12 protein-coding genes are annotated in these 11,264 nt (G+C 65.7%); 5 read left to right on the top strand and 7 right to left on the bottom strand.

Going from position 1 to position 11,264, the window contains the following annotated elements:
- Positions 1-5 precede the first annotated feature (5 nt).
- Positions 6-371, top strand: a complete 366-nt coding sequence (locus HBF25_RS09790; RefSeq protein ID WP_166947829.1) for a hypothetical protein — start codon at positions 6-8, stop codon at positions 369-371.
- Positions 372-412: 41 nt separating this feature from the next.
- On the opposite strand, the gene HBF25_RS09785 is transcribed toward HBF25_RS09790, so the two are convergent.
- Genes HBF25_RS09785 through moaA form a run of 5 tightly spaced genes read right to left on the bottom strand, consistent with a single transcriptional unit; the run spans position 413 to position 4,266 of the window.
- Complete coding sequence (locus HBF25_RS09785) at positions 413-1,603, bottom strand: molybdopterin molybdotransferase MoeA (RefSeq protein ID WP_166947827.1); 1,191 nt, start codon at positions 1,601-1,603, stop codon at positions 413-415.
- Between the two features lie 2 nt (positions 1,604-1,605).
- Complete coding sequence (gene moaCB / locus HBF25_RS09780; protein ID WP_166947825.1) at positions 1,606-2,544, bottom strand: bifunctional molybdenum cofactor biosynthesis protein MoaC/MoaB; 939 nt, start codon at positions 2,542-2,544, stop codon at positions 1,606-1,608.
- Positions 2,541-3,023 carry a molybdenum cofactor biosynthesis protein MoaE gene (locus tag HBF25_RS09775; RefSeq protein ID WP_166947824.1) on the bottom strand — a complete coding sequence of 161 codons (483 nt, stop codon included), beginning with the start codon at positions 3,021-3,023 and terminating at the stop codon, positions 2,541-2,543. The genes moaCB and HBF25_RS09775 overlap by 4 nt, the downstream gene beginning before the upstream one ends.
- Entirely contained in the window at positions 3,023-3,262 is a 240-nt protein-coding gene (locus HBF25_RS09770) for a MoaD/ThiS family protein (protein ID WP_166947822.1), read from the bottom strand. Before HBF25_RS09770 ends, HBF25_RS09775 begins: the two co-directional genes overlap by 1 nt.
- Positions 3,263-3,288: 26 nt before the next feature.
- On the bottom strand, positions 3,289-4,266 hold the full coding sequence (gene moaA / locus HBF25_RS09765; protein WP_208392505.1) for a GTP 3',8-cyclase MoaA: 978 nt from the start codon (positions 4,264-4,266) through the stop codon (positions 3,289-3,291).
- 286 nt (positions 4,267-4,552) lie between these two features.
- Here moaA and HBF25_RS09760 point away from each other — a divergent pair, with 286 nt between their 5' ends.
- The 4 genes from HBF25_RS09760 to HBF25_RS09745 all read left to right on the top strand — a co-directional run bounded on the left by HBF25_RS09760 (position 4,553) and on the right by HBF25_RS09745 (position 8,082).
- Positions 4,553-4,963: an HU family DNA-binding protein gene (locus HBF25_RS09760; RefSeq protein WP_166947818.1), complete on the top strand. Its 411-nt coding sequence runs from the start codon at positions 4,553-4,555 to the stop codon at positions 4,961-4,963.
- Positions 4,964-5,215: 252 nt separating this feature from the next.
- Positions 5,216-5,602, top strand: a complete 387-nt coding sequence (locus tag HBF25_RS09755; protein ID WP_166947816.1) for a BlaI/MecI/CopY family transcriptional regulator — start codon at positions 5,216-5,218, stop codon at positions 5,600-5,602.
- 1 nt (position 5,603) lies between these two features.
- The gene (locus tag HBF25_RS09750) at positions 5,604-7,346 is read left to right on the top strand and encodes a M56 family metallopeptidase (RefSeq protein ID WP_166947814.1); all 1,743 of its coding nucleotides are present in this window, start codon (positions 5,604-5,606) and stop codon (positions 7,344-7,346) included.
- Between the two features lie 73 nt (positions 7,347-7,419).
- Positions 7,420-8,082 carry an HAD-IA family hydrolase gene (locus tag HBF25_RS09745; protein ID WP_166947812.1) on the top strand — a complete coding sequence of 221 codons (663 nt, stop codon included), beginning with the start codon at positions 7,420-7,422 and terminating at the stop codon, positions 8,080-8,082.
- A 682-nt stretch (positions 8,083-8,764) separates the two neighbouring features.
- Here the strand turns inward: HBF25_RS09745 and HBF25_RS09740 are convergent.
- Both HBF25_RS09740 and HBF25_RS09735 read right to left on the bottom strand, forming a co-directional pair.
- A complete protein-coding gene (locus HBF25_RS09740) occupies positions 8,765-10,204 on the bottom strand; it encodes a sulfite reductase subunit alpha (RefSeq protein ID WP_166947810.1) in 1,440 nt (479 codons plus the stop codon).
- Positions 10,201-11,145 (bottom strand): FAD:protein FMN transferase, encoded by a 945-nt coding sequence (locus HBF25_RS09735; protein ID WP_243853168.1) that lies wholly within the window; start codon positions 11,143-11,145, stop codon positions 10,201-10,203. The genes HBF25_RS09740 and HBF25_RS09735 overlap by 4 nt, the downstream gene beginning before the upstream one ends.
- Positions 11,146-11,264 lie beyond the last annotated feature (119 nt).

The raw sequence follows: 11,264 nt of genomic DNA, 5'->3' as shown, positions 1-11,264 counted from the left end.
TAACCATGAAGAAGTTCGTTATTGCCACGGCGCTGCTCGCCGCGGCTCCGTTCTCGGCGCATGCCGCCTGTGCCGCCAAGGATTTCAGCATCGAAGGCTTCGCCGTCAAGATCCAGCAGGGTGCTGGCCAGCCGCGTTTCAGCATGAAGGGCGAGCTCGTCAACAAGTGCCCGGAAGCGGCCGCTGCCCAGATCCGCATCGACGCGAAGGATGCCTCCGGCAAGGTCATCGCCAGCAAGCAGGGCTGGCCGGCCGGCACCTCCAACATCGAACCGGGCAAGAGCGTCGATTTCGACCTCGGCCGCCTGTTCCGTTACTCGGCTGACATGCAGGACTACACCGTCGTCGTTTCCGACGTCAAAGCCTGGTAAGTCGTGTTTTCGCGATGCGCGGCCGCCGGCCGCGCATCGTTTCAGATAGGCACCCAGGCCACGCGCTCGCCCGCCTTGAACGCCTCATCCCTTGCCGGCAGCCATGCAAGCACGTGCGCCGATGCCAGGTTGCTGAGCATGTGCGACTCCTGCTTCGGCAGAAGATGCAGTCTCGCCGTACCATCGCCCAGATCCAGACGCATGCGCACCAGCCGGTCGCGCTGGGCATCCGCGTCCATCGATTCCGTCAGCACACCCTGGCTCCATACCGGCTGGACAGCCGTTTCGCCTTCCAGGTGCGATAGCACCGCCCGGGCGTGCACCACCAGGCAGACCAGCACGGCGGCCGGGTTACCCGGCATGCCCAGTAGCGCCTTGCCGTCGCGCACGCCATACCAGAGCGGCTTGCCGGGCTTCTGCGCCACTTTCCAGAAGGAGGCGCGCACGCCCAGGCGATCGGCCACGGCAGGCACGTAATCGCGATCGCCCACCGACACGCCGCCGCTGGTGACCACCAGATCAGCGCTATCCAGTGCCGCACTCAGCGCCTCTTCGAGCGCCGCTTCGTCATCGGGCACGTAAGCCACCACCGGTTCGCCGTAGCCATGCTCGACGAACCATGAACGCAGCAAGGGACCGTTGGCATCGTAGATCTGCCCCGGTCCCAGCGGGTGCCCCACGCGCAGCACCTCGTCGCCCGTCACGAGTACGGCAATGCGCGGCCGCCGATGAACATCCAGCGTATCGACACCCGCCATGGCCAACGCCGCCACGAGGCCGGAAGTGACGCGCTGGCCGGCATGTGCCAGCACCGTGCCTGCGAGCAATTCCTCACCCTCGCGACGCACTTCGTCCCCGACGCGCACTGCCTGGCGCAGGCAGATGCCGTGTCCATCACGTTCGACGATCTCCTGGCGCGCCACCGCATCGGCGCCATCCGGCAGCATCCCGCCGGTAAGAATGCGCACGGCCTGCCCCGGGCCTACATGCACGCCAGCCGGGGAACCGGCGGCGGCCGTGCCAATGAGCTGGCGGGACGCCACGCCGTCTGCGGCACGAACCGCGTAACCGTCCATGGCACTCTGGGTAAAGCGTGGCAGCGCGATGCGCGCCTTCGGTGATTCCGCAAGCACCGATCCCAGCGCCAGTTCCAGTGGCACACGTTGCACGGACAAGGGAGCCAGCGTGCGCGCGTAGTGTTCGAATGCCTGTCCGAGCGGAAGCAAGGCCATCGTCAGGACTCCCCGCCATAACCGCCCGGGTGGCGTTCGCCAGGGCGAACCGTATCGAGAAGGTGCACGATGCCGGGAAGCGTTGTCGCGAGCGACTCCGAGGCGCCGCCCCGGCTGCCGGGAAAGGTGATGAGCAAGGTGTTGCCCGCGTAACCGGCCACACCGCGCGAGAGCATGGCAAATGGCATGCGCCGCTGGCCGAAGGCGCGCGCGGCCTCCATGATGCCCGGGATCTCGGTATCGATCAGGGGGCGGACGGTATCGACGGTGACATCGCGCGGACCAAGACCGGTGCCGCCCACGGTGATGACCAAAGGGGTGCCTTCCGATATGTATCCCCGCAGGGTACCCTGCAGCGCCTGCGCATCGTCGGCGATGACCCGGTAAGCCACCGGCGTGAACCCGGCGTCGCCCAGCGCATCGCGCACGAAGGCACCGGCCGTGTCCCGCGCCTGCCCCGCCGCCACCGTATCGGAAAGAACGATCACCGCCGCCTGGCGTGGCTGCGACAACCGGCGCCGATGCTGGGATTTGCCGCCAGTCTTGCGTTCAAGGTGGCAGGCTTCGATATGCAGTTCCTCGGGCTCCGCATACGGCTTGAGCATGTCATAGAGCGTGAGCGCCGCGATACTAGCGGCCGTGAGCGCCTCCATCTCGACGCCCGTCGGCCCGATGGTCTGCACCTCCGCAATGACACGCACGGAGGCCTCCGCCAGTTCGTAGGTAACCTCAGCCCGGTGAATGGGCAGCGGATGGCACAGCGGGATCAACTCGTCGGTGCGCTTGGCCGCAAGGATGCCGGCGACGCGTGCCGTCTTCAGGGCATCGCCCTTTTCCGTCTCGCCGCTGCGCAGCAGGTCGATGCAGTCCGCTGGCGCATGCAGGGTGGCCGTGGCGCGTGCAACGCGAAGGGAATCCGGTTTCTGGCTGACGTCTTTCATCCGTGACTCGTATGCTTGGGGTGGCGGGGTGAAACGTGAGGGACGTCGTGCCCGTCGTCCCTGATGCAGCAACCTTCGACGAAGGCACTGCTTCCGTCTGCGTAGAACTCCTCCTTCCAGATCGGGGCCCCGTGCTTCACGGCATCCACCGCATACCGGCAGGCTTCGAAGGCTTCCGCGCGATGCGGTGCCCTCACCACGCAGACGATGGCCACATCGCCAATGATGAGGTCGCCGAGCCGGTGTGCGATGCGCACGTACGGCACGCCGAAGCGTTCTTTCGTGGTGGCTTCCACCTCGCGGATGACCCTGGCCGCGACCGGTTCGTAGGCCGTGTAGCGCAGACGCCATACCTGACGCCCCTCGTGATGGTCACGTACGGTGCCCACGAAAAGGGCCAGGCCACCGCATTCCGGATGGGCATGCAGCTCAAGCATGGGTTCGACGGCCAGGGGCGTATGAAAAAGAACCTCCATCATCAACCTCCCGCCACGGGTGGAAGCAGCGCGATGCGCCCGTCAGCCGGTACCGGATCGGCACGCCGCACGATCACATCCCCCGAGGCGCATGCACATCGCTCTATGAGGGAAGCGAGTTCCGGGCGTGCAGCCGCCAGTGCGCCCAGCGCCTCTCCGACGGTGGTGTAAGCACCATCGAACGGCAGTTCCCTTGCGCCGGCCAGCCGCTCCAGGCTGGCGAAGAATTCGAAAACGATCATGATCGAAAGATATCCGTAGGCGGCCTTCAGCCACCCATTGCATGCATGGTGGTCGCCCTGTCCACCGGACCGGGACGGGACGCGTAACCGGCATCCTTGCGCCACACCGCCGTGCGTACCAGTGCCTCCAGTGCCGTGTCATCGGCGCCTTCGCGCATACGCACGCCCAGGGGCGTTCCCGTAGCTGAAAACAGGCAGGTGAACAGTTCGCCCGTGGCGGTGATGCGCAACCGGTCGCAGCTGGCGCAGAACGGCTGCGACACCGTGGAGATGATGCCGAGCGGGTAATGGCCATCGACAAGGTATGGCGTGGCCGGATCACTGCTGCGCACCTGTCGCTCCACACGATGTTCCTCACGCAGGTCAGCGATGATTTCCGCTTCCGTCACCACGGCATCCTTTTGCCAGTGGCCGGGCGCATCCAGCGGCATGTATTCGATGAATCGCAGCGGTAATCCCCGCGCCATGGCCCAGGACAGCAAGGGACGCAGCTGGGACTCGTTGTCGCCACGGACCACGACCGCATTGAGCTTTATCCGTGCCCCCGCGGCCATCAGTGCGTCGATGCCGGCCAGGACCGGCGCCACCTCGCGGCGTGTCATGCGCCCGAAGGTATCCGCATCCAGGGCATCCAGGCTCACGTTGAAGTCGTCGATGCCGGCCGCCACCAGCGCTGCCGCCTGCGGCGCGATGAGCGACGCATTGGTCGTCATGGAAAGCCGCTGCAGTCCTTGCGCCTTCAGTGCGGAAAGGTCTTCCACGCAAGCCAGGAGATCGCGCCGCAGCAGGGGTTCGCCACCGGTCAGCCGGATATGCGTAATGCCTTGCCCGACGAACAGGCGGGCGAGCCTGAGCACCTCGTGTCGCTCCAGCAGGCTCGCGCGCGGCAGCCAGGCCGGATGCTCGGGCATGCAATAGGTGCAGCGGAAGTTGCAGCGGTCGGTAAGCGATATCCGCAGCTTTCGCTTGGTACGACCATGACTGTCGGCGAGTGGGAGCATCATGGCCATAGCGAAACACGTCGGGTGTAAGGCGGGCGTTGCGGGCGCGTCGCGCCCGTGGATGCATCGTGCCAGAGTTCTCGCCAGAAAGGAGCATGACATGCCCGCGAGGGCGCCTGAAGCTGACTTTTCCGCAACGCGTCACACAAAGGCCGAAAAAAAAGGACCGAAATCGGAAAAAAACTTCGTGGACCCTATTTTCAGCGGACGAAACCAACGCTAGAGTGAGTCGCCCGCTGGGCACCGGCCGGAACGGCCGCCTCATTCGAATCACGTGACAAGGATAACCATGGCCACTACCAAGAAGCCGGCAAAGAAAACCGCCAAGAAGGCCCCCGCCAAGGCTGCCAAGACCGTAAAGGCTGCCAAGGCCTCGGTCGCCGTCAAGCCGATCAAGGAAACCTTCACCAAGTCGTCGCTCGTCGCGCATCTCGTCGAAGCCACCGGCGTGGTGAAGAAGGACGTCGCCGCCGTGCTGGCCTCCCTCGAGAGCGCCATCCATGCGTCGATCCACAAGAAGGGCGCTGGCGCCTTCACGCTGCCGGGCCTGCTGAAGATCACTGCCGTCAACGTTCCGGCCAAGCCGAAGCGCAAGGGCAAGAATCCGTTCACCGGTGAAGAGCAGGTTTTCGCTGCCAAGCCCGCTTCGGTGAAGGTCAAGGTCCGTCCGCTCAAGAAGCTGAAGGACGCTGCTGCCTGATCTTTCCGCGGTGGTTCGTCCGCCGCGTGATCGAGGCGCACCTGAAAGCCCCCGCCCCTGGCGGGGGCTTTTTTCATGCCATGTAGGAGCGCGCCTCGCGCGCGACCGGTCAAGGCGGAAATCCTGACGTCACCGTACCCTGGCTGTCGCGCGCGAGGCGCGCTCCTACAACAGCGGGTGTGTCGAAGGTCATGCTTGACTACAGTTGTCGTCAGGCGCACTCTGCCTACATCTGTAGTCAGAGGATAGGCCATGAACCGCAAGAGTATCGGCGACCAGGAACTCGCCCTCCTGCAGTACATCGAAGAAACCCCGCGAAGCTCGGTGGCCGACGTCTGCGCCGGCTACGGCGAGCCGCGCGGGCTGGCACGCTCCACCGTGCTGACGATGATGGAACGCCTGCGCGCCAAGGGTTACCTCACGCGCCGCAAGCACGACGGCGCGTTCCGCTACAGCGCCACCAATGAAACCGGCGAAGTGATGACTGGCGCCGTCGCCCGTTTCGTCGAAAAGACCCTGCAAGGATCCGTCTCCCCCTTCGTCGCCTGGATGGCCGAGCGTGGCCAGGTCAGCGACACCGAACTGGCGGAACTGGAAGCCCTCGTAGGCACCCTGCAGTCACGCCGGAAGGAGCGCTGACATGGACGCCTTCGTCGACACCCTCCTGCACCGCACGCTCCACGCATCGCTCCAGTCGTTCCTGCTTGCTGCACTCGTGTTCGCCCTGTGCCGGGCCATTCCTTCCCTGTCCGCCTCGCTGCGCGCATGGCTGTGGTGGCTGGTGTCGGCGCAGATGGTGGCTGGCATCGCCTGCCCCGACCTGTTCACCCTGCGCCTGCTTCCTGCGCAGCAGGTCGCCCGCACCGTCACCACGCCCGTCGACATGAGCGCCATGCCGGACATCGGCAGCCTCGCCGTCACGAGCGAGCCGTCGACGCTGTCCTGGCAGACCGCACTGCTCATGGGCTGGGTCGTGGCTATTGTCGGACAACTCGTTTTTGCGCTCTGGCGCAGCCGCCATCTGCCCGGCCTGCTTCGCCGCGCCACGCCCCACGACGATGTGCGCGTGGAAGCTCTCTGCGCGCGACGCGCACGGGAACTGGGCCTGCGTCGATCCCCCCGGCTCATCGTCTCCGACGAAGTCGTCTCGCCCCAGGTGGTGGGCCTGCTCCGCCACACGATCCTGCTGCCGGCCGACGACACGCTCGCACCGGACGAGCTGGACATGGCCCTCATGCACGAACTGGCGCATGTGCGCCGGGGCGACCTGTATCTGGGCTGGGTACCCGCGCTCGCACGTGCCATCTTCTTCTTCCATCCCGCCGCTCACCTGGCCGTGCGTGAATACGCGCTGTGCCGCGAAGCCGCATGCGATGCAATGGTCGTGTCGCGTGGCCAGCGTCCCGCTCAGAACTACGGCCGCCTGCTGCTTCGCCTGGGTGTGTCACCTCACCCGCATCATGCCCTGCCCGGGGCGTCCCCCACCTTCCTGAACCTCAAGAGGAGGCTCGTCATGCTCGGTCGTATCCACGAAGCGCCGCCCCGCGCGCTGACCCTTGCCATGGTGTGCGTCGTCACGATGGCGGCCGCCCTTCCCTGGCGCATCGTGTCTGCCACGGACAACACGCCAACGTTCGTGACGGTGCCTCCGGCGCCCCCTGCTCCGCCCATGGCGCCTGCACCGCCGCCGCCCCCTGCACCTGCGGCCCTGGCAACCCCTGCCCCGAGGCCAGCACCCGCGGTACCGCGGGCACCTGCTGCACCGAGGATGCCTCACGTCATGACGACCTCGTCGAGCAACGTCAACATAGTGACCGTCACGGATGATCCGAAAAATGCCTTCATCTATCGCGACAACGACATCAGTGTGATGAGCGGCAGCTCCCACGACTTCGAGCGTGCCGATGCCCTGCGCAAGGACAACGGATACTTCGCGTGGTATCGCGACGGCAACAAGGCATGGGTGTTGCGCGACCCGGCTTACCTGAAGCGTATCCACGATGCCTACGCACGGGCATCGAAGGCCACCGACCTGCCCCAGCAGACAGCCGACCGCCAGCAGCGACTGGACCGCGAACAGGAAGCCCTGAACGAGCAGATGTCCAAGCTGTCGGAACGACAGTCCGAACTGGCCGAACGCAACAGCAACCCTGCCAGCCCGGAAAGCGCTGCCGGCTTCGCACAGGGCCACGCCACCATCGCCCAGGAGCAGGCTCTCATCGGCCTCAAGATGGGCAACCTGGCCCGTGAGCGCGCCGTGGAAGCCCGCAAGCTGGCCGAGCAGAACCAGCGCCAGCAACAGGCGGCCGAATCGGCCACCCGCGAGGTGAACCAGATCCTCGCCGACGCGGTGCGCAACCACGTGGCGGTGGAAGCCCACTGACGATTCACCTGCACTCCGGTATCGTGGGCGTTTTCGCGGGATACCGCGAAACGTCCCCTTCCCCGGAGGCAATATGCGACTTGAATCGGGCACGGTCATCGAGACGACCGCGCTGCTCTTCGACATGGATGGCACGCTGGTGGATTCCCGCGTGGTGGTCGAGAAAATCTGGAAGCGCTGGTGCGACGCGCACGGCCTCGACTGGGATTACGTCCTGCCCCGCCTGCACGGCGTGCGCATGTACGACTCGGTGAAGGAATTCACCCCGGCCGGTTACGATGTCGAGGCCGAATTCGAGAAGCTCTACAAGGAAGAGCTTGAAGATGTAGACGGCATCGTCCCCATCCCCGGCGCCGTCGAACTGCTGGCATCCCTGCCGCCGGATGCATGGACCATCGTCACCTCCGCCGACACGCCACTGGCCCTCGCACGCCTCGGCGCCGCCGGTATCAAGGCCCCCCCACGCATGGTCGCTGGCGAAATGGTCGCCAACGGCAAGCCGCATCCTGAGCCCTACCTGCTGGGTGCCAGCCGCATGAACGACACGAAGGACTTCCTCGTCTTCGAGGACGCCCGCGCCGGCATCGACTCCGGCCTGGCAGCCGGTGGCCGCGTCATCGCCATCGCAGGCGACCACCCGGAGGAGGTGCCGGACAACGTGGAATGGGTGACCGACCTCACCACCCTGCGCTACGCCGGCACGCACAACGGCAAAATCCACCTCCACGTCCTGTAGGAGCGCGCCTGCGCGCGACCGTTTGATACGTAGCGTCGCCAGTTGAAAAGGGGCTCGCCTACCGAGGGCGTGGGAGCCGATCGCATCGGCGATGTTGCGCTCCGTAGTAAAGCAGCCCGTGTGGTGCGTCGCGCCGTAGGAAGGGCTCGCCTAACGGCCTCGCACTCGGCGCTGGTACGTGGCGTTGCAGAGGCGACGGGGGCGACCCTTGGCGCTCCGGCCTGCGGTGTCCCTCGGGAAAGGAGGAGCCACTGCGCGGCTCAGTGTCTTATGGCTTGCGCCCCTTCGGGCACGGGGAGCGTGCGGGGTTTTTCGACTCGGCTCCTGCCTCGGCGAAAAAGGCCGGCCTTCCTGGCCGGCCCCGCTACGCGGCCTTATCCGCCCGCTCCCCTCACCTCCATCAAGTCGCGCCAAGGGTCGCCCCCGCCGCCTCTGCCGATCTCACGGTGATCTTGTAGGAGCGCGCCTGCGCGCGACCGGTTGTCGCGAACATCATCATCGGTTCGATTCATCCGGTCGCGCGCAAGCACGCTCCTACAACGCTATGTGGCTACCGGAGGGGTGATCAACCTTGCGATGACGCTTCCCCTGTAGGAGCGCGCCTGCGCGCGACTGGTTGTCGCGAATACCTTCATCGTTTCGATACCACCGGTCGCGCGCAAGCACGCTCCTACAGTGGGGGTCAGTAGACGTCGCGGCGGTAGCGGGTGGTGGTTAGCAGGTGTTCTACGGCGGAATGGCCCAGGATGTCGCGTAGTGCGCTGTCTACACCGGGCGCCATGCCGGCGAGGCTGCCGCAGACGTAGATGGATGCGCCTTGGTTGATCCAATGGCGCAGGTGGCCTGCGCACTGGCGCAGATGATCTTGTACGTAGCGGGGACCTTCGGCGTCGCGTGACCAGATGAGGTCCAGGCGTTCGATGCAGCCTGTCGCCTTCCAGCGCTCCAGTTCGTCGACATGCAGGCGATCGATCGCCGCTTGACGCTCCCCATAGAGCAGCCAGTTGCGGTGATGGCCTCGCGTGATGCGCGTTTTCATCAATGCGCGCAGGCCGGCGATGCCGGTGCCGTTGCCGATGAGCAGCAGGGGGCATGCGTCGTCGGGGGCATGGAAACCGGGGTTACTGCGGATGCGCAGGTCGATCGTGTCGCCTTCGGCGGCTATGGCGGTGAGCCAGCCAGAGCCCTGGCCAAGTCGCCCGTCTTCGTCGCGCATCTGACGTACGACGAGGTGGAGTTCGCCGTCGGCGGGGATGGAGGCGATGGAGTATTCGCGGTGAGGCAGTGTTTGCTCGTCGTCCCTGGTTTTGCGGGGGCCGATTTCTGCGATGTCTCCCGCAGCCCAGGCAAGTCGGGTGGGATCATCGGGAACCAGTGCGAGGTGGAAGCAGGGCTGCCCGGCGCTGCCGGGGTTGAGCAGGCGACGCTCGCGCAGTGTCCAGAGGGCGTAGTCCGGGCGCTTCCAGTCGGCGCTGTCGCTGGCCCCTGCCACATGCGTCAGCTGGTGCTGCCAGTGGCGTAACGCGCCGTCGTCGCCGTTGTTTACTTCGACGAGATCGAACCAGGTGCTGGCGCCGCTTTCGCGCAGCCAGCGGTCGAGTTCGTGGCCGAAGGCGCAGAAATCTTCGTAGTCGCGGTCGCCGAGTGCCAGCACGGCGTAGCGCAATCCCTGAAGCGCCGGATGGGTGGACATGACGTTACGGCGAAAACCCGTGGCAAGGTCGGGAGCGTCGCCTTCGCCCGTGGTGCTGACGATGAAAAGTGCCTGCTGGACGGCGAGCAGGCGCTTTTCGTCGACCTGCGAGAGTGATAACAGGTCGACCTGCCTGCCTGCGGAGCGCAGGCTGTTTGCCGTGCGCTCTGCGAGTTCTGTCGCGAAACCCGTCTGCGATGCATGGATGACCATGATCGCACCGGATGCCGGTAACGAGGGCGGGCGGACAAGTCCGCGGCGTGCGGTTTTCCAGGTGTATGCGACCCATGCCAGCGCCGCGACGGCGGCGAGGGCGATGCGTTCCGGCGTGGCAAGGCGCGCATCGTGAAAGTCGTGGAGAGTGCTGAAACCCAGCACCACTGCCATGAGCGCAAGGCCGATAAGCGCCTGCCCTGTAACCGACTTCATGGGCTGGCCTGTTTCAACGCAGCGGCGAAGGCCGGTGACATGCGTTCTTCGAAACATCCGTCCTTGCCGTAGAGGATGAACATCACGGCTACATGATGGGCCTTTGCGTAGGCCATGCCTTGCTCGGGCCCCAGCACGGTCATCGTGGTGCCCATCGAATCGGCATGCATGCAGTCGTCGGCAAGGATGCTGACGGAGGCGACACGATGGGCTACCGGATAGCCGGTGCGTGGATCGATATGGTGCGAGTAAAAACGGCCGCCGCTTTCGAAAAAATGGCGGTAATCGCCGGATGTGGCGATGGCTTTGTCGGTCAGCGCGATGACGCGCTGTAGCTCATCCGGGTCGTCAACGGCACCTGCCGCCGCGCCCGGGCGTTCGATGCCGACGTGCCATGGGCTGCCGTCGGGTTTGCGGCCCTTGCCGCGCAACTCGCCCCCCACTTCCACCAGATAGGCCCGGATGCCCGAGCGATCCAGGAAGCGTGCGACCTGGTCTACGCCGAAGCCTTTGGCCACGGAGGAAAGATCCACGTAGATACCGCCCGGCTGGAAGGCGCGGTGGGTGGCGTCATCCAGGCGGATGCGTGACCAGCCGACGCGTGCGCGTGCGGCTTCGACGGTGCTGGGGTCCGGGGCTTCGTGTGGGTGTTTGTCGGGGCCGAACCCCCAGAGGTTTACCAGGGGGCCAACGGTCGGGTCGTAGGCACCGCCGGAGTCTTTTGCGAGCGACAGCGCGTAGCTGAGTACCGTATAGAACTCGGGTGGCAGCGTTTGCCAGGTACCTGCGGGAGCGCGGTTGAAGCTGCTGAGGTCGGACTCGGCTTCGTAGGTGCTCATCTGCGCGACGACGCGATCCACTTCGGCCTGGATGCCGTTGCGGATGGCGGTGTCGTTCGCGCCGTCGGGAAGCACCGCGTTGACGGACCAGGTGCTGCCCATGGTTTCGCCTTCGAAGCGGCGCACTTCGGTGGCAAGGGTGATGACGGGGAGAAAGAGCAGAAGGAACACAGCCCCCCTGTAGGAGCGCGCCTTGCGCGCGACCGGCATGGCGAGAACGC

The sequence above is a fragment of the Luteibacter anthropi genome, assembly GCF_011759365.1.
GTDB classification, from domain to species: Bacteria; Pseudomonadota; Gammaproteobacteria; order Xanthomonadales; family Rhodanobacteraceae; genus Luteibacter; species Luteibacter anthropi.
This window is presented reverse-complemented; position numbering and strand designations above follow the sequence as displayed.